Origin of the sequence: Arthrobacter sp. UKPF54-2, assembly GCF_007858535.1 — a bacterium.
GTDB lineage: Bacteria > Actinomycetota > Actinomycetes > Actinomycetales > Micrococcaceae > Arthrobacter.
Genome location: NZ_CP040174.1, coordinates 1,816,528 through 1,834,719 on the forward strand (window position 1 = coordinate 1,816,528; position 18,192 = coordinate 1,834,719).

General features: G+C 68.9%; 16 protein-coding genes. 10 read left to right on the plus strand and 6 right to left on the minus strand.

Going from position 1 to position 18,192, the window contains the following annotated elements; translation table 11 throughout:
* Genes E7Y32_RS08315 through E7Y32_RS08330 form a run of 4 tightly spaced genes read left to right on the plus strand, consistent with a single transcriptional unit; the run spans position 1 to position 4,467 of the window.
* A complete protein-coding gene (locus tag E7Y32_RS08315) occupies positions 1-990 on the plus strand; it encodes a carbohydrate ABC transporter permease (RefSeq protein WP_146336712.1) in 990 nt (329 codons plus the stop codon).
* Positions 987-1,919 carry a carbohydrate ABC transporter permease gene (locus E7Y32_RS08320; RefSeq protein WP_146336713.1) on the plus strand — a complete coding sequence of 311 codons (933 nt, stop codon included), beginning with the start codon at positions 987-989 and terminating at the stop codon, positions 1,917-1,919. Before E7Y32_RS08315 ends, E7Y32_RS08320 begins: the two co-directional genes overlap by 4 nt.
* The gene (locus E7Y32_RS08325; RefSeq protein WP_146336714.1) at positions 1,916-3,418 is read left to right on the plus strand and encodes a glycoside hydrolase family 1 protein; all 1,503 of its coding nucleotides are present in this window, start codon (positions 1,916-1,918) and stop codon (positions 3,416-3,418) included. The genes E7Y32_RS08320 and E7Y32_RS08325 overlap by 4 nt, the downstream gene beginning before the upstream one ends.
* Positions 3,418-4,467 carry a LacI family DNA-binding transcriptional regulator gene (locus tag E7Y32_RS08330; protein ID WP_146336715.1) on the plus strand — a complete coding sequence of 350 codons (1,050 nt, stop codon included), beginning with the start codon at positions 3,418-3,420 and terminating at the stop codon, positions 4,465-4,467. Before E7Y32_RS08325 ends, E7Y32_RS08330 begins: the two co-directional genes overlap by 1 nt.
* Before the next feature lie 31 nt (positions 4,468-4,498).
* On the opposite strand, the gene E7Y32_RS08335 is transcribed toward E7Y32_RS08330, so the two are convergent.
* Positions 4,499-4,915, minus strand: a complete 417-nt coding sequence (locus E7Y32_RS08335) for a PaaI family thioesterase (RefSeq protein ID WP_146336716.1) — start codon at positions 4,913-4,915, stop codon at positions 4,499-4,501.
* A 159-nt stretch (positions 4,916-5,074) separates the two neighbouring features.
* Here E7Y32_RS08335 and paaZ point away from each other — a divergent pair, with 159 nt between their 5' ends.
* The 3 genes from paaZ (at position 5,075) to E7Y32_RS08350 (ending at position 8,300) form a co-directional block, all read left to right on the plus strand.
* Positions 5,075-7,186, plus strand: coding sequence for a phenylacetic acid degradation bifunctional protein PaaZ (paaZ, locus tag E7Y32_RS08340; protein ID WP_146336717.1), 2,112 nt, complete (start codon positions 5,075-5,077; stop codon positions 7,184-7,186).
* 211 nt (positions 7,187-7,397) lie between these two features.
* Complete coding sequence (locus tag E7Y32_RS08345) at positions 7,398-7,805, plus strand: VOC family protein (RefSeq protein ID WP_146336718.1); 408 nt, start codon at positions 7,398-7,400, stop codon at positions 7,803-7,805.
* A 153-nt stretch (positions 7,806-7,958) separates the two neighbouring features.
* Entirely contained in the window at positions 7,959-8,300 is a 342-nt protein-coding gene (locus tag E7Y32_RS08350) for a hypothetical protein (protein ID WP_146336719.1), read from the plus strand.
* A 36-nt stretch (positions 8,301-8,336) separates the two neighbouring features.
* Here E7Y32_RS08350 and E7Y32_RS08355 read toward each other — a convergent pair whose 3' ends face one another.
* Genes E7Y32_RS08355 through E7Y32_RS08365 form a run of 3 tightly spaced genes read right to left on the minus strand, consistent with a single transcriptional unit; the run spans position 8,337 to position 10,843 of the window.
* Positions 8,337-8,942, minus strand: coding sequence for a TetR/AcrR family transcriptional regulator (locus E7Y32_RS08355; RefSeq protein ID WP_146336720.1), 606 nt, complete (start codon positions 8,940-8,942; stop codon positions 8,337-8,339).
* A 27-nt stretch (positions 8,943-8,969) separates the two neighbouring features.
* Positions 8,970-10,307, minus strand: a complete 1,338-nt coding sequence (paaK, locus tag E7Y32_RS08360; RefSeq protein ID WP_146336721.1) for a phenylacetate--CoA ligase PaaK — start codon at positions 10,305-10,307, stop codon at positions 8,970-8,972.
* Positions 10,308-10,324: 17 nt separating this feature from the next.
* Positions 10,325-10,843 (minus strand): hotdog fold thioesterase, encoded by a 519-nt coding sequence (locus E7Y32_RS08365; RefSeq protein ID WP_146336722.1) that lies wholly within the window; start codon positions 10,841-10,843, stop codon positions 10,325-10,327.
* 91 nt (positions 10,844-10,934) lie between these two features.
* Between E7Y32_RS08365 and pta the strand changes: the two genes are divergently transcribed.
* Genes pta through E7Y32_RS08380 form a run of 3 tightly spaced genes read left to right on the plus strand, consistent with a single transcriptional unit; the run spans position 10,935 to position 14,852 of the window.
* Positions 10,935-13,052 carry a phosphate acetyltransferase gene (pta, locus tag E7Y32_RS08370; RefSeq protein ID WP_146336723.1) on the plus strand — a complete coding sequence of 706 codons (2,118 nt, stop codon included), beginning with the start codon at positions 10,935-10,937 and terminating at the stop codon, positions 13,050-13,052.
* Between the two features lie 9 nt (positions 13,053-13,061).
* Complete coding sequence (locus E7Y32_RS08375) at positions 13,062-14,231, plus strand: acetate kinase (RefSeq protein WP_146336724.1); 1,170 nt, start codon at positions 13,062-13,064, stop codon at positions 14,229-14,231.
* A gap of 60 nt (positions 14,232-14,291) precedes the next feature.
* Positions 14,292-14,852, plus strand: a complete 561-nt coding sequence (locus tag E7Y32_RS08380) for a GNAT family N-acetyltransferase (RefSeq protein WP_146336725.1) — start codon at positions 14,292-14,294, stop codon at positions 14,850-14,852.
* A 46-nt stretch (positions 14,853-14,898) separates the two neighbouring features.
* On the opposite strand, the gene E7Y32_RS08385 is transcribed toward E7Y32_RS08380, so the two are convergent.
* A complete protein-coding gene (locus E7Y32_RS08385; RefSeq protein WP_146336726.1) occupies positions 14,899-17,346 on the minus strand; it encodes a hypothetical protein in 2,448 nt (815 codons plus the stop codon).
* A 7-nt stretch (positions 17,347-17,353) separates the two neighbouring features.
* Positions 17,354-18,136: a peptidoglycan-binding protein gene (locus E7Y32_RS08390; protein ID WP_146338402.1), complete on the minus strand. Its 783-nt coding sequence runs from the start codon at positions 18,134-18,136 to the stop codon at positions 17,354-17,356.
* Between the last annotated feature and the right edge of the window lie 56 nt (positions 18,137-18,192).

Genomic DNA, 18,192 nt, shown 5'->3' on the forward strand with positions numbered 1-18,192 from the left:
ATGGCAGTAACGGACCGGGTCAGGCTCCAGGGGCCCACGGGCGGCAGCACGGACGACGGCGGCCGGAGCGTGCGCAGGCTTGCGTTCTCGCAGCGGCTCTCGCGGTGGGACGTCAAGGTCTCGCCCTACCTCTATATTTCGCCGTTCTTCCTGCTGTTCTCCCTGACGGGCCTGTTCCCGCTGGTGTACACGGGCTGGGTTTCGCTGCACAACTGGAACCTGATTGGCGGCCAGGGCAAGTTCATCGGCTTCGACAACTTCGCCTTCGTGCTCGGACAGCCTTATTTCTGGAACGCCGTGGGCAACACCGTGAGCATCTTCCTGCTCTCGTCGGTGCCCCAGGTGGTTTTGGCGCTGCTGATCGCGGCCGTGCTGGACGCCAACCTCCGGGCCAGGACGTTCTGGCGGATGGGGGTGCTGGTGCCCTTCGTCGTCGCTCCGGTGGCGGTGGGCCTGATCTTCAACAACCTGTTCGCGGACCAGTTTGGCCTGGTCAACAACGTGCTGCAGGCTGTAGGCCTCGACCCGGTCCGCTGGCATTCGGACCAGCTGGCCAGCCACTTGGCCATTGCCACCATGGTCAACTTCCGCTGGCTCGGCTACAACGCGCTGATCTTCCTGGCGGCCATGCAGGCCATCCCGCGGGACGTCTACGAGGCGGCCACCATCGACGGCGCGGGGCGGCTCCGGCAGTTCCTCTCGGTGACGGTCCCCATGCTGCGCCCCACCGTGATTTTCGTGGCCATCACGTCCACGATCGGCGGGTTGCAGATCTTCGATGAGCCGCGGGTGTTCGACCAGTCCGGGCTCGGCGGCGCGGACCGGCAGTGGCAGACGCTGACCATGTACATCTGGGAACTCGGCTGGGGCCAGCGCAACTTCGGGCGGGCCTCGGCCGTGGCCTGGCTGCTGTTCCTGATGATCGTCCTGATCGCCCTGACGAACTTCCTGCTCACCCGGCGCATCGCCAACCAAGGAGACCGCTCATGAGCTCCATCCCCATGATCCGGCAGTCCGCCGGCGCGGGCGCCGCCCGGAACGCCGAACGGCGCCTCAACCGCCCGGGAGGGCCTGGACGCAAGCCAGGCGCCGGGCGGGGCGGGGCCGTGCGCCGTCCCGGGGTGCTGACCTACGGCACCCTCACCGCCGTCGTGCTGGCCTCGCTGTTCCCGTTGTACTGGTCCTTCCTGGTCGGCAGCCACGACAGCACCGCGCTCAGCCGGGGCATCCCGCTGCTGCCCGGCGGGAACTTCCTGGCCAACGCGGCCAAGGTCTTCGACAGCATTCCCTTCTGGAAGGCCATGGGCAACAGCCTTCTGGTATCCAGTGTCACGGCCGCGTCCGTGGTGGTCTTCTCCACCCTGGCCGGGTTCGCGTTCGCCAAACTGCGGTTCCGCGGCAACAAGGCCCTGCTGGTGTTCGTGATCGCCACCATGGCGGTCCCCACCCAGCTGGGCGTCGTACCGCTGTTCATCGTCATGGCCAAGCTGGGCTGGACCGGCTCGCTCTGGGCCGTCATCATTCCAGGCCTGGTCACCGCCTTCGGCGTCTTCTGGATGACCCAGTACCTGCGGGACGCGCTGCCCGATGAGCTGATCGAGGCCGTACGGATGGACGGGGCGTCAATGATCCAGGCCTTCTGGTACGTCGGTTTCCCGGCGGCCCGGCCGGCGGCGGCCATGCTGGCCCTCTTCACGTTCGTCGCCACGTGGACCAACTTCTTCTGGCCCTTCATTGTGCTGGACCCCTCGAACCCCACCCTGCCGGTTGCCCTTCAGCTGCTGCAGGCGGCGCACTTCGTGGACTACTCAGTGGTGCTGGCTGGAGCTGTGCTGGCCACCGTCCCGCTGCTGCTGCTCTTCATCGCAGCAGGGCGCCAACTCGTATCAGGAATTATGCAAGGAGCAGTCAAAGGATGAGCACCACCCCGATCACCTTCCCCGAGGGCTTCCTCTGGGGCGCGGCCACCGCCGCCTACCAGATCGAAGGCGCCGCCCATGAGGGCGGCCGCAAGGACTCCATCTGGGACACCTTCGCCCGGGTTCCCGGCGCCGTCGCGGACGCCCACAACGGGGACGTCGCCTGCGACCACTACCACCGCTCGGGCCAGGACGTCGCGTTGATGAAGTCGCTGAACCTCAGCGCGTACCGGTTCTCGACGTCGTGGGCACGCTGCATGCCTGACGGCAGGACGCCCAACCCCGAGGGAATCGCCTTTTACTCCCGGCTGGTGGACGAGCTCCTGGCCGCCGGGATCACTCCCTGGCTGACCCTGTACCACTGGGACCTGCCGCAGGCGCTTGAGGACCGGGGCGGCTGGGCCAACCGCGAGACGGCGGGACTCTTCGCGGACTATGCGGCCGTCATGCATGAGGCCTTGGGTGACCGGGTCCGCATCTGGACCACGCTCAACGAGCCCTGGTGCTCGGCTTTCCTCGGCTACGCGGCGGGAGTCCACGCCCCCGGCCGGCAGGAACCGGCGGCTGCCCTAGCGGCGGCGCACCATCTGCTGCTGGGGCACGGACTCGCCACGGCGGAGCTGCGCCGGCGCGACCCGGAGGCGCGCCTCGGGATCACCCTGAACCTGACCGTCGCGGACCCGGCGGATCCGGACTCGGCGGAGGACCAGGACGCGGCCCGCCGGATCGACGGCCTGCATAACCGGATCTTCTTGGACCCACTCTTCCGCGGTGAATACCCGGCGGACGTGCTGGACGACGTCGCCGGCCTGGGCTTCGACGCCGTGGTGCAGGACGGGGATCTCGCCGTCATCGCCACGCCGCTGGACCTGCTCGGCGTCAACTACTACCAGGGCGAGGCGCTGACCAGGGACGCCGCTCCCGCCGAAGAAAGGGACCAGCCGGAGACCGTGACGACGACGGCGCAGGCGGCGCCGGCGTCGGACAACGGGCCGGCGCCCACGCCGTTTGTGTCCGCCGAGGGGGTGCACTCCGTGCCGCGCGGGCTGCCGGTGACCGGGATGGGCTGGGAGGTGCAGCCCGAGGGCCTGTATCGGTTGTTGACCAGGCTGCAGCGCGAGTACACGGGCCCTGCCGGCATTCCGATCTACATGACAGAGAACGGCGCCGCCTACCCGGACGCTCCCGACGCGGACGGTTTCGTCGACGACCAGGACCGGCTGGAGTTCTTTGATGTTCACCTGCGCGCGGTGCGCGCCGCGATCGACGACGGCGCGGACGTCCGCGGCTACCTCGCGTGGTCGCTGCTGGACAATTTCGAGTGGGCCTACGGCTACCACCAGCGTTTCGGTCTTGTCCGGGTCGATTACGAGACGCTGGAACGTATCCCGAAGGCGAGCGGCCTGTGGTACGCGACGGTGGCGGCGGCAAACGCCCTGCCGGCCCGCGAAGTTGCGCCCGTCAGCCCGGAACCCGGGGATGTCGTATTCTCAAGGTAATGAGCGCACAGATCCACCGGGGTCAGCAGGCCGGACCGGCCAGGCCCACCCCCACCCTTGAAGACCTCGCGACGGCGGCCGGAGTGTCACGCTCCACCGCCTCGCGGGCCATCAACGGGGGTTCCCGCGTCAGCCCGGAGGCGCAGGCGGCGGTGGACGCTGCGGTCATTTCCCTCGGCTACACCCCCAACCGGGCCGCACGCAGCCTGGTCACGCGCCGGACCTCCTCAATCGCCCTGGTCATCAACGAACCCGACGCGCGCGTCATGATGGACCCGTTTTTCGCGGCCGTCATCACCGGGGTCACGGAAGCGCTGCGGGAGACGGACATGCAGTTGGTCCTGTTGATGTCCCGTGCCGGCGGCGATCCGTCCCGGACTGTCCGCTACCTGCGCGGAGGCCACGTCGACGGCGCCATCGTGGTCTCGCACCACAAGGCGGACAGCTGGACGGAGCAGCTTGCGGCGTCGGGACTGCCCACCGTCTTCATTGGCAGGCCGTGGGACGCCGGGCTGGGCATCCACTACGTTGACGTGGACAGCTTCGAAGGCGGCCGGCAGGCCGCGCTTCACCTCGCCGCTGCCGGACGCACCCGGCTGGCAACCATTACGGGGCCGCTGGACATGACGGCGGCGGCGGACCGGCTTGCTGGCTGGCAGGCCGGCCTCAAGGAGGCCGGGCTGCGGCCGGGTCCGGTCGCCCACGGCGATTTCACTCCCGCGGGTGGGACTGAAGCCGCCGAACGGCTCCTCGCGGCGGACGGCAGTGTGGATGGCATCTTCGCCGCGTCCGACCTGATGGCCCGCGGCGCCATCACGGCCCTGCACGCTTCAGGGCGGTCGGTGCCGCAGGACGTCGCCGTCGTCGGCTTTGATGACCATCTGGCTGCACCGGGAGAACTGCCGTTGACAACCATCAACCAGCCCACCGTGGAAATGGCGACCCAGGCGGGCCGCCTCCTCCTCGCAGACATTGAAGACCCCGGTACCAGCCGGGAGCCACTCATCTTTCCGGCACGCCTCGTCGTCCGGGCGAGCAGCCAGCTTTAGCAAGGGCTAGGCCCGGCGCCAACAGCCGGGCCTAGCCCTTGCGCTCCAGCAGCAGGTTGGTGATGCGCAGTGTGCAGAGCCGTTCGCCGGCCTCGTTGGTGATCAGCACCTCGTGGGTGGTCACCGTGCCGCCCAGATGAAGGGGCGTGGCGGTGATAGTGATGATCCCCTCCCGGGCCGACTTGTGGTGGGTCGCAGACACGTCCACGCCCACAGCGGTCTTGCCCAGGGTGCTGGCGTGGATCACCGCGGCCCAGGAACCCACGGCCTCCCCGACGGCCAGCGAGGCGCCGCCGTGCAGCAGGCCGAAGGACTGGCGGTTGCCTTCCACCGGCATCGTGGCGACGACCCGTTCCACCGACTGCTCCACGATTTTGACGCCCATCTTCTCGTCAAGTTCGCCGAGCGTGATCTTCCACGGCTCGCCGGCGGGGGAATCGGGGGTCATAGCGTCTCCTCGGGGCTGGGCCCGTCTCGGGCCGGTCGGTCCTGCCGCTACTAGTGTGCCGCAGGGCTCCTTCATGTACTGTAGACATATTACCGAACGGACGGTCAGTAATGCTCTGGCCGTGTTGATCTTGCCCCGCGTTGGAAGGACCCGTCAACGATGACCACCACTGCAACAGCTCCGGAACCCTCAGTCGGCACCGTCGAGATCGTCCCCAGCTTCATCAAGAACTCGTGGTGGACCCCCGACGCCGCCTCTGCTGCCGGAGCCGCCCCGGTCCTGGACGCCAGCACTGGCGAGCTCCTGGCCAAGGTGAGCACCGAGGGCCTGGACCTCGCCGCCGTCGTCGACTACGGCCGCACCACCGGTCAGGCGGAACTGGGCAAGCTGACCTTCCACCAGCGCGCCCTCAAGCTCAAGGAGCTCGCTCAGTATCTCAACGGCCGCCGCGACGAGTTCTACGCGCTCTCCGCGCAGACCGGCGCCACCAAGGTCGACTCGATGATCGACATCGACGGCGGCATCGGCGTGCTCTTCACCTTCGGCTCCAAGGGCCGGCGCGAACTGCCCAACGCCCAGGTGGTGGTGGACGGGCCCATGGAGGTGCTGTCGAAGGACGGGTCCTTCGCCGGCGAGCACATCTACACCCGGATCCCCGGCGTCGCCGTGCAGATCAACGCCTTCAACTTCCCGGTCTGGGGCATGCTCGAAAAGCTCGCCCCGGCCTTCATCGCCGGCGTCCCCACCATCGTCAAGCCCGCCACCCCCACCGGCTACGTCGCCGCGGCCGTGGTGAAGGCGATCGACGAGTCCGGCATCCTGCCCGAGGGCTCGCTGCAGCTCGTCTCCGGCTCCGTCCGCACCCTGCTGGACCACCTCGACTACCGTGACCTCGTCGCCTTCACCGGCTCCGCGTCCACCGCCAACACGCTCAAGTCCCACCCCAACGTGGTCAAGGGCGGCGTCCGGTTCACCTCGGAGACCGACTCCCTCAACGCCGCGATCCTGGGCCCGGACGCGGTCAAGGGCACCCCGGAGTTCGACGCCTTCATCAAGTCCCTCGTCACTGAGATGACCGCCAAGGCCGGCCAGAAGTGCACCTCGATCCGCCGCGCGATTGTGCCGCAGGCGCTGGTGTCCGACGTCGTCGCCGCCGTGGGGGAGCGGATCGCTGAACGCGTCGTGCTCGGCGATCCCCGCGCCGACGGGGTCACGATGGGCGCCCTGGCCTCGCTGGAACAGCTCGCGGACGTGCGCGCCGCCGTCCAGTCGATGCTCGACGCCGGCGGCGAGCTCGCCTACGGCAGCCTGGATGCGCCGAAGGTCACCAGCGCGGACGGCAGCGTCGGCGTCGTCGACGGCGGCGCGTTTATGTCCCCGGTGCTGCTGAGCTGGGCCGACCCGGAAGCGGAAGAGGTCCACTCACTCGAGGCCTTCGGCCCGGTCTCCTCGGTGATTGGCTACACGGACCTCGCCGACGCCGTCCGCCTCGCCGCCCGCGGCGGCGGCTCGCTGGTGGCCTCGGTCTGCACCAACGATCCCGCGGTGGCGCAGCAGCTGGTCACCGGGATCGCGGCGCACCACGGCCGCGTGCTGATGCTCAACCGCGAGGACGCCCGCAGCTCCACCGGCCACGGCTCCCCGGTCCCGCACCTGGTCCACGGCGGACCGGGCCGCGCCGGCGGCGGCGAGGAGCTCGGCGGTATCCGCTCGGTCATGCACCACATGCAGCGCACCGCCATCCAGGGCTCGCCGAACATGCTGACCGCCGTCACCGGCGTCTGGCACACCGGCGCGGACCGGAACTTCACCCTCGAGACCGAGGGCCAGCACCCGTTCCGGAAGTCGCTGGCCACGCTGCACATCGGCGACGCCATCCGCTCCGATTTGCGCGAGGTCTCGCTGGAGGAGATCACCAAGTTCGCCAACTCCACCGGCGACACCTTCTACGCCCACACCAACCAGGAAGCCGCGGAGGCCAACCCGTTCTTCCCGGGCATCGTCGCCCACGGCTACCTGCTCCTGGCTTGGGGCGCCGGCCTGTTCGTGGAACCCGCGCCGGGCCCGGTACTGGCGAACTACGGCCTGGAAAACCTGCGCTTCATCACCCCCGTCGCGGCCGGCGACTCCATCCGGGTCACCCTGACGGCCAAGAAGATCACCCCGCGTGAGACGGACGAGTACGGCGAGGTGGCCTGGGACGCCGTCCTGACCAACCAGGACGACGAAATCGTGGCCACCTACGACGTGCTCACCCTCGTGGAGAAGTAGCCCTCCTCCCGACGCTCCCTCATCAGGTGTGCTTTCCGTGGGGACGCTCCCGCAGTTGGTGTGCTTTCCGTGGTGACGCTCCCGCAGGTGGTGCGCATTCCGTCGTGACGCTCCCGCAGTTGGTGCGGGAGCGTCACATGCCCGGTGGCGCAATTTGCAGGGTCTTTCCACCTCGCCCCGGCGTAGAATTTTGTTCGTAGGAGGTGGCGAAATGACCCTCGTATTAGATAAAGCCACAACGGTCCTGCCAGTCGATGATGTGGAGCGCGCCCACCGCTTTTATGCGGACACCCTGGGCCTGCCTCACCGTGGAGTGACAGACGACGGAAGTGAACTGTTTGGCTCGGCCGGCGGCCCGATGCTGCAGCTGATGCCAGTCCGGGATGGAAAGCATTCAGAGCACACCACCCTGAGTTTTGAAGTCAGCGAGATCGAACGCACCGTCAAGGAGATGGAAGCCAAGGGCGTCATGTTCCAGGACTACGATCTCCCCGATCTCAAGACCGAGAACCACATCTGCACCACGGATTCCGAGAAGTGCGCCTGGTTTATGGACAGCGAGCACAACATTCTCTGTGTGCACGAGAACATCACCACGGCAGCCGATTACCAGCTCTGAGCGGCAGCTCCCCGGCGTCCCGCCTGAAGAAACAGCACCCCGGCCCCCGGGGTGCTGTTTCCGGTCCGGCAAGGGTTTAGTGGACCTGTCCGAAGCGTCACCGCGGGTGTAGCGTGGGGCCAGATTCGCGTCCGGCGGAGGGAGCTGCCCAGCATGAGCCATTCCCCGTCCGGGCGGGCGCCCACGGCCGGCAGCCGCGCCCTCGCTTGGTTCCCCGTCACCCGGACGGGGAAGATAGCCCTGACCTTGGCCTATGTCACCGTCCTGTCACCGGCCTGGGTCCTTCTCGTCCTGGGACAGGCCGTGTTCCAGGCCGGAGCCTCCGACGACATTGTGGTCATCCTGCTGGTGGTCACGGTGGTGATGCTCTGGGCAGCCCTGCTGTGGGCGAAGGATCGTTCCCTGCTGGTCGCGGCGTTTGCCGTGCTCCTGTCCGCGGCCCTGATGTATTTCCTCTGGTGGGCCATGGCGTCCCCGGGCACGGTGGCGGGGTGACGGCGTCGTGAGTTGGCGGGGCCCGCGAGGGGCGGGCTAATCCGGCACGTGCAGGCCGTGGAACGCCATGGTGATAACGTCGTCGGCCAGCTTCTGCGGGGACAGGGAACCGCCCGGTTTGTACCATTCGACGATCGAGTTGATGGTGCCGAACAGCAGCCGGGTGACGGTGCGGGGGTCGATGTCCTGGCGCAGCGAGCCCTCGTCGCGGGCCGCGGAGATCAGGGCCGCCACCTTGTGGTCGAAGGTGCGGCGGCGCTCGAGGGCGTCCCGTTCGATCTCGGTGTTGCCGCGCAGCCGGAGGAGCAGCGTGACGAACGGCAGCCGCTCCACCAGCACCGAGATGGTTTCGCGGAGCACGAATTCCAGCCGGGCGTCCGCGGAACCGGTCTGGGCCTCCGGCTGGTCCAGGATGGCCTCGAGGCCGCCCAGGGCGTGGTCCAGGGCCAGCTTCAGCAGGTCGCCCTTGGATGGCACGTGATGGTAGATCGCGGATTTGGAGATGCCCAGGTTCTCGGCGAGGATGCCCATCGACGTGGCGTCGTAGCCGTGGCGGTTGAAGACGTCGACGGCGATGAGCAGGACCGACTGCTGGTCGTAGCCGGGTCGGCCGCGTTTGGTGCTGGTTGCTGTGCTGGGCATACTCGCTAGTTTCTCATGAACGGTCGGTCAGGCCTTGGGGCGCATGTCGTAGATCCGGCGCAGCTTGCCGTTGGAACGCTCCAGCGATCCCGGTTCGACGACGTCGACGGTGCAGGAGGATCCGACGTGGATCTTGATCTGCTGCTGCAGGACCTTGGCGGCCGAGGCGACCACGTCGCCCGTGACGGACTCGCGGCGTTCGATCCGGACGGTCAGCTGGTCCATCCGCTGGCCCTCCGGGCGGGTCAGTTCCAGCTGGAAGTGCGGGCTCAGCTCGGGGATCCGAAGGGCGATCTCCTCGATCTGCGAGGGGAACAGGTTCACGCCGCGCAGGATGATCATGTCGTCGCTGCGGCCGGTGATGCGGCCCATCCGGCGGTGCGCTGGGCGCGCCGTGCCGGGCAGCAGCCGGGTGAGGTCCTTGGTGCGGTAGCGGATGATCGGCAGGGCCTCCTTGGTGAGCGAGGTGAACACCAGTTCGCCGGGCTCGCCGTCGCCCAGGACCACCGAGGGATCAAACGCGTCGATGATTTCGGGGCGGAAGTGGTCCTCCCAGATGTGGCTGCCGTCCTGGGTTTCCACGGCCTCGCCGGCGACGCCCGGGCCCATAACCTCGGAGAGTCCGTAAATGTCGCAAGCCTTGATGTTCATGGTGGTTTCGAGCTCGTGCCGCATTTCCTCGGTCCAGGGCTCGGCGCCGAGCACGGCGTACTTGAGCGAGGTGGAGGCCGGGTCGATGCCCTGCTTCATCATGGCGTCGGCAATGGTCAGCAGGTAGGTGGGGGTGGCCAGGATCGCGTCCGGCTTGAAGTCCTGGATCAGCGTGATCTGGCGTTCGGTCTGTCCGCCGGAGATCGGGATGACGGTGCAGCCGAGGGCCTCGGCGCCGGCGTGGGCGCCCATGCCGCCGGTGAATAGGCCGTAGCCGTAGGCGTTGTGGACCTTCATGCCGGGCCGGACGCCGGAGGCGCGCAGCGAGCGGGCCACGAGCTTGGCCCAGTCGGCGAGGTCCTTTTTGGTGTAGCCCACCACGGTGGCCCGTCCCGTGGTGCCGGAGCTGGCGTGGATCCGGGCCACTTCGTGCTGCGGCACGGCGAACATGCCGAAGGGGTACTCCAGGCGGAGGTCTTCCTTGGTGGTGAAAGGGAACTTGCCCAGGTCGGAGAGCTCGCGGAGGTCCGTCGGGTGCACGCCGGCCTCGTCGAACTTGCGCTTGTACAGCGGGACCCGGTCGTAGGCATACGCCACGGTGTGCTGCAGCCGGCTGAGCTGCAAGGCCTCGAGCTCGTCGCGGGAGATGGTTTCTTCGCGGTCCAGGACGGCGTCGCCGGCGGCGAGGGCAGATTCAGCGGTGGGGGTGGTCATCTGGGGTTCCTACGTTTCTATTTCTTGGAGATGGTGCGGCTGCGGCCGCGGAACTCGGCGATGAGTTCGCCCGGGGAAGAACCGGCGGGCAGTTCGCCCGGGACCGTGGGGACAGCCGCCTGGCCGGCGGGCGCCGCCGTCGCGGTCTCTGCACCCGGGTCTGCGGCGTAAATCTGGATGTCATAGAGGCCGCTGCGGCCGGTGCTGGCGCGGCGGTTGGCGACGGCGGTCAGGACCTGGCCGCGGAAGGCCGGTTTGATGAAGTTGATGTCGACGCCGGAAGCCACGGTGATGGTGCCTTCCTCGGAAGGGCCAGGCGTCACCGGGTTGCAGGCAAGGGCGAACGCGGTGTCGCCGAAAGCGAAGATCATTCCGCCGTGGGCCATGCCGAAACCGTTGAGCATTTCCTGGCGGAGCGGCATCCGGATGGTGGCATGGCCGTCGTCGAGCGCAAGGACCTCAATGCCCATCCATTCGGAGGCGTAGTCGTCTTTCAGGATGGGGTGGGTGTTCCCGGAAATCGTCAGTCCAGCCATGCGTCGTTGCCTCCAGCTTTATTTACCGAATGTTCATTAGGTAATCCCATTCGGGTGCCTGCTGTCAAGGGGGGTAAGTATGCTGGGACACATGGCCAAAGGAATCTATGTCAGCGCGACCACGCCGGGATCCGGGAAGTCGCTGGTTGCCCTGGGCCTGGCGGATACGCTGCACCGGCACGCGGACCGCATCGGCTTCTTCAAGCCCGTCGTCCACGGCCGTGCCGGCGCCGATCCCATGGTTGCGCTGATGAAGTCCCGCTTCGACCTCGACGACGACCGCTGCCGCAGTGGCCTGACGTTCGCCGAGGTCCGCGGCCTGCTCGCTGAGGGAAAGCGCGAGGAAATCGACTCCCGCTGTGTCGAGATCTTCGCGGAAATGTCCCGACACTGCGACGTGGTGATCATCGAGGGCACCGACCTGACCGGCCAGGACGCCGCCGTCGAATTCGACCTCAACGCCCGCCTCGCCAACAACCTCGCCGCGCCGATGGTCGCCGTCGTCGGGGCGAAGGGCCGCACCGTGGCCGAAACCGCCGACGCCGTCGAGGTGGCCCGCAAGGAACTCCTCGCCGAGCGCTGCGCGCTGCTGGCGATCATGGTCAACCGCGCCGACCCCGCGGACCTCGAGGCCATCGCCGCCGCGGTCCGGCCCGGCGCCTCCGGGCGCCCGGTCTACGTTTTCCCCGAACTCGAGGACATTGCGCGGCCCACCACGGGCGAAGTGGCCTCCGCGCTGGGCCTCGGCCAGGTAGCCGGCCTGCCGGATCTGGAACGCGATGTGCACTCGGTCAAGGTGGCGGCCATGAACGTGGCCAACTTCCTGCACGTGCTCGACGACGGCGCGCTGGTGATCGTCCCCGGCGACCGTGCCGACGTGCTGGTGGCCTGCCTGGCGTCCTCCTTCTCGCCGGAGTTCCCGGTCCCGTCGGCGCTCATCCTGACCGGCGGCCTGGCCCCGGACCCCACTATCTACTCGCTGCTGGCGCAGGCTCCGTTCCCGATCTTCGCCGCCCCGGACGACACCTACGTGACGGCCAAGCGGGTCTCCGAGGTCCGCAGCGAAATCTGGTCCGGCCACCGCCGCAAGGTGGCCTCCGCCCTGGGCCTGTGGGCCCGGCGCGTGGACGAGGCCGAACTGCTGGAACGGCTGCACCTGCCCCGACCGGAGCGGATGACGCCGCTGCGGTTCCTGCATGACCTGATCGAACGGGCCCGTTCGCAGCGCCGCCACATTGTCCTGCCGGAGGGCACGGACGTGCGGATCCTGCGGGCCGCGGAGATCCTGCACCGCCGGGACGTCTGCGAGCTCACCGTGCTGGGCCGCGAGGCCGAGGTCCGGGAGCTTGCGGCCACGCAGGGGATCGACCTCGCCGGCATCAACATCGTGGACCCGGCCACCTCCGAGCTGCGCCAGGGTTTCGCGCAGAAGTACGCGGAGCTCCGGGCGCACAAGGGCGTGGACCTGGCCAAGGCGCTGGAGGTGATGGAGGACGAGAGCTACTTCGGCACCATGATGGTCCAGCTCGGCGTCGTGGACGGCATGGTCTCCGGCGCCGCGCACACCACGGCGCACACCATCCGGCCGGCGCTGGAGTTCGTGAAGACCCGCGACGGCGTCAAGATCGTCTCCTCGGTGTTCCTGATGCTGATGCCGGACCGGGTGCTGGTGTACGGCGACTGCGCCGTGAACCCGGAGCCCAACGTGGAGCAGCTCGCGGACATCGCGCTGGCCTCCGCCGAGACCGCGGCCCAGTTCGGCGTCGAGCCCCGGGTGGCCATGCTGTCCTACTCGACCGGTGGCTCCGGTGCCGGGGAAGCGGTGGACGCGGTCCGGCAGGCCACCGAGCTCGTGCGCCAGCGGCGCCCCGACCTCGCGGTGGAGGGGCCCATCCAGTACGACGCCGCCGTCGACGCCGCCATCGCCGAGTCCAAGATGCCCGGCTCCTCGGTGGCCGGCCAGGCGACGGTGTTCATCTTCCCGGACCTGAACACCGGCAACAACACCTACAAGGCGGTCCAGCAGTCGTCCGGCGCCGTGGCCGTCGGGCCCGTGCTGCAGGGGCTGCGCAAACCCGTGAACGACCTCTCCCGCGGCTGCACGGTGGATGACATCCTGAACACGGTGGCCATCACCGCGATCCAGGCCCAGTCGGTCCAGCCCGTGCCCGCGCAGCCCGCGCTGCAGCCCGTCGACTCCCAGGCCTAGGAGGCCCCCGTGCTCGTACTCGTTATCAACTCCGGCTCGTCTTCGCTCAAGTACCAGGTCCGCGACGTCGAGGCGGGGAGTGTCCTCGCCGAGGGGCTGATCGAGAAGATCGGGATGGGCAACGGCGGCGACGGCGACGGCGAGATCGAGGGTCCCCGCGACCACGCCGAGGCGCTGGAACGGGTGGACGAGGCGATCCACGAGGCACTCGGCGACCGCCCGCTGGACGCCGTAGGCCACCGCGTGGTGCACGGCGGCGAACGGTTCTCCGAACCGGTGCTGGTCAACAACGAGATTACCCGCGCCATTGAGCGGCTGAACCCGCTGGCGCCGCTACACAACCCGGCCAACGTGCTAGGCATCCGCGCCATCGCGAAGAAATGGCCGGAGCTGCCGCAGGTTGCCGTCTTCGACACCGCCTTCCACCGCACGCTGCCCGAGCACGCCTGGCGCTACGCCGTCCCGGACGAGCTGTACACGAACCACGGCATCCGGCGCTACGGCTTCCACGGCACCTCGCACGAATATGTCGCCCACCGGGCCGCGGCGCTGCTGGATGTGCCGGTGGAGGAATTCGACGCCGTGATCGCCCACCTGGGCAACGGCGCCTCCGTCACCGCCATCCGCGGCGGGAAGTCGATTGACACCTCGATGGGTTTCACGCCGCTCGAGGGCCTGGTGATGGGCACCCGCTCCGGCGACCTCGACCCCTCGATCCTGGTCTTCCTGGGCCGCGCCGGCTGGTCCGCCGAGGACATCGATTCGATGCTGAACCGCCAGTCCGGGCTCAAGGGCCTCGCGGGCAACAACGACATGCGCTCGGTCGTCGAGGCTGCCGAGGCCGGGGATGCCCGCTCCGCCATGGCGCTCGCCGTCGCCTCCTACCGGCTGTCGAAGTACATCGGGGGCTACCACGTGGCCGTCGGGGGAGCGAGGGCACTGGTGTTCACGGCGGGGATCGGTGAAAACTCGCACCAATTCCGCAGCCTGGTCGCGGAACGGCTCGGCGCGCTCGGCGTCGAGCTCGACGCCGGGCTGAACCGCCAGCGCTCCAAGGAACCACGGGTCATCTCGACGCCGGACTCCGCCCTGCCCGTGCTGGTGGTGCCGACCGATGAGGAGCGCGCGATCGCGGAGGCGACCGCCGCCGTCGTCGGCCAGTCATCCGTTGCTCCGTAACGGCCCTTTTGGCGGCTCATAACGGCGCTTACGGAGCAATCGATGGGTAGCGTGGTGGCTATGAAGGAACTGAACCTGCCCCTGCGCACCGACCGGCTGGTGCTGCGGCGCTTCGAGGCCTCCGACCTGGACGCCTACCATGCCTACCATTCGCTGCCCGAGACCGCCCGGTTCCTCCCGGGGGAAGCGAAGAGCTATACCAAGTCCATGGAGTCCGTGGGCAAGTACGCCAACTTCGTCTTCGAAAAGGAGGGCGACTGGATCTGCCTGGCCATCGAGGCCGCGGACGCGCCCGGGTTGCTCGGCGAGGTGGTACTCAAGTGGCTGCCCGGCTGCGGGCAGGCCGAGATCGGCTGGAGCCTCACCCCGGCGGCGCGCGGCAAAGGGATCGCGTCCGAGGCCGCCACAGCGCTGCTGAAGCTGGGCTTCGAAGACCTCGGCTTCCACCGGATCGACGCGAAGCTGGACGCCCTCAACACGGCCTCCGCGGCGCTGTGCGAACGCCTCGGGAGGCGGCTGGAGTCCACCCAGGTGGACAAGTGGCATTACAAAGGCCAGTGGGCCACCGAGGTCGTCTATGCCATGCTCGCCGACGAATGGCAGGCCCGGCAGCCGGGCTGACGCTCCCACCCAGTTACTCCCGTCCGCGCCTGCCCGGCCCCGCTGTTTACGGGGTGGGCGGGGCCGTGGTGGGAGGGGGCGCGGCCGTCTCCCCGCCGGAGCTCGGCGCGGGCGCCGGGGCCGTGGGGTCAGCGGACTGGCCGGGTGCAGGGGCAGCCGGGGGAGCCGGTGCCAGCGTCGCATCGGGTGCCGGCGCGGCGGTTTCACCGGACGACGGCGGCACCGTGGCGCCGGGCGACGCTGACTGGGTGGCCCCCGGGGTCGACCCCGGGGTCGACCCCGGGGAGGCCGACGATGTCGCTGTCGGACTTCCGGCCCCGCGCGGGGCCGCACTGGGGTCGGTGCGGACGAGCTCCATGATCTGCGCCTTGAACCCCTCCAATTTCCCCTGGATCTCCGAGAGCGGGACATTCTGCAGGTTCCGGCCGTACTCCGCGATCTGCTGCCACAGCGCGTTCAACTTGGCCATGCCGTCGGCACTCAGGGGCCCGTCGAGCGTCAGGACCAGCTGGTTCGCCAGGGCATAGGTGAGGCAGCGGACGCAGTTGTAATTGGCGGCGGCGGAGAGGTTCTCCGGGACCACCACGTTGGTCTGACCCACAATCAGGACCACCTGAAAGCCGACCGCGACGGCCGCGCAGTCCTTGCAGCTGGCGAAGGCGTACGCCTCGTTGGTGTTGCGCACGTCGGCCCCGTCGTCGGCCCAGACCAGGGCGAAAGCGACGTCGTACACCACGGATCCGTCCCTGGTGTTGACGGCGAGCGACTGGTTGCCGCCCTCTTCCGGGGCGGCAGGTTTGTCGAAGGGGAACACCCAGGACGGGGCCGGCGCCGTGGTGCCGGACGCTCCTTGCGCCGCCGGGGTCGCCCGGGGCACCAGCACCATACTCAGTTGCGGTTCCTCGCGGGTCGGCTTGCGGGCGCCCTGGGGCCAGAGCGCCACCGTCCGTCCGGCCTGGCCCTGCTTCATCCCCTTGGCCGAAGCGGCGGGGAAGATGGCGGTGGTGGCGTCGGCGAGGGTGCCGCGTTCGTAGGGCTGGACCGGGCGGTAGCTCTCGCCGCCGGGCCACCAGGCCAAGGCGAGGCCGGCCATGAGGGCCGCAATGGCGGCGATCGCGGTACCGCGCTGCAGTGCCTTGCCGCGGGTCCGCTGCCAGAGGCCGGTGACCACCTGCCGGCCCAGGCGCAGCAGGATGTAGAAGATGCCCAAGATCGGCAGCGCGATGCAGAGGATCGCCAGCCCGCGCACGGTGGCGTCGGCAAAGTCTCCGGCCGCGGCGCTCTGGGCGAGCATGGCCTGCTGCTTCCAGCCGTTGTCCCAGGCGGTGCCGAGGACCCTCGGCAGGGTGATGACCATGGTGACGAGGCTGAAGACCAGCAGCGGAACGGTGACAAGCACCCAGACGGTGACAACGGCCCGTGCCCAGGGCTTGAGCAGCTGTGCCTCGGGGTCTGTCTTGCGCCAGGGAATTAGCGCCAGCAGGGTCGGTTTAATCCGCTGGAACAGGTCCGGCACTCCGGTGGCGTCGGCGAGGATGTGGTAGCCGTCGAAGCGGACCATGGGCAGCAGTTGGCGGACCATTTGCAGGATCTGGGTGACCACCACCAGCAGCAGAGCGTCGAAGCCGGTGGCCCACCAGATGCCCATGATGGCCACGGCCACGATCGCGTTGAAGTACAGGCCGCCGAGGTCGGTGCGGATCCGGCCGGCGCGGCCCAGCCGGTAGGAATCGGTGACGTCCGTGTAGAAGGCCGGCCACAGCAGGTAGAGGCCGGTGCCCATGGCGCCGGGCGTGGCGCCGCCGCGGCGGGCGGCGGCGGCGTGGCCGAATTCGTGGAAGCCGGCCGAGAGCACGGTGACCAGCAGGATCAGCAGCACCAGGCCGGGATTGGCGAAGGCCTCGTGGGTGGCGGAGGCGAGCCCCTTGACCATCAGCACCCACCAGCAGGTGGCCAGGAACGCGGCCGTCACGGCCACCACGATCAGCGGGTTGAAGAGCGTCGCGAAGGGCGCGGTGAGTTTCCGCGTCCGTTCCGGATCCGTGACGGAGTACCGGAACCGCATGCCCAGGAGCGGGTTGGATTTCTTGACCTGGGGCTGCGAGCCGTCGGCCAGGCGCAGGAGGCCAAGGGGGAGCAGCTGGGAATCGATCAGGGTCCGGACGTTGCCGGCGCTCACCTCCTTGCCGTAGGCGCTGCCGGCGAGTTCCGCTATCTCTTCCAGGCTGCGCCGCCCGTCCACGGCCTCCAGCACCAGATAGAGCAGTCGTGTGAGCTGGATCGTTTGGCCGTCGGCGCGCCGGACCAGGGACGGGACTTGCTTGTAGCCGGAGCCCTTGGTCTCGCCGAGCAGTTGGACGCCGTCGGCAAGCGCCGGCGGCGGCAGGGTGCCCGCTGGCGCGGACGACGCCGGAAGGCCGGGTTCCGCGGTCCCAGCGGCGGACAGGGCCGGAGGACCGCCCTGCTCGGACGGTCCTCCGTACATAGTGCTCATCTACGTGCTACTGGGTCAGATCGGACTGCTGGTCAGCCGAGGCATTGGCATTGCCGTGGATGTCCTGGTTGATGATGGCATCCTGGTGGGCGACGGCGTAGGCCTGGCTGTCGATGGAGCCGATGTTGGCGCCGACCGCGGCGTCGATCGGCGCCGCCACGTTGGCGTTGGCGGCCACGGCACCGTTGATGGGCGCGGCGATGCCCGCGTTGGCGTCCAGGTTCACGTTGACGTTGAGCAGGTTGCCGTTGAGCGCGCCGGCGGCACCTGCCCCAACCCCGCCGAGGGACGGAGCGGTTCCGCCGGGGAGTACGCCGCCGGGGACGAGGCCGCCGTCGGCCGTGCCGGCCGGGACAGCGGACGGATCAACGGCAGCAGGGACAGCCGAGGGATCAACAGCGGCGCCCGAAGCCGCGGGATCAACAGCGGCCGGTGCCGCCGTGGGGTCGGACGGCGCCGCGGCCGCTCCGCCGGTGGCCGCGGTGCCCTGGTCGATGGTGCTGTCCTGCACCGAATGGGCCGTGGCGTCGCCGGTGATGCCTTGGTTGATGAGGGTGCCCTGATCCGCCAGGGCCTGGGAATCGGACCCGAAGGACAGGACGTTGGCGGATGCGGCGGCGTCGATGGGAGCTGCGACGTTGGCGTTGGCCGCGACGCCGAGGTCGATCGGAGCGGCAGCGCTGATGCCGAGGTTGAGGTCCGCATTGAGGTCCAGGACGGACGCCACTTCCTTGTCCGGCAGCGCGGTGGCTCCTTCGGCCATCAGTTCCTCGTCAGACAGGCCGTTCATAGCTCGTTCGGTACTCACGAATGACTCCAGTTCCGGCACGGTTTTGTGCTGCCCCC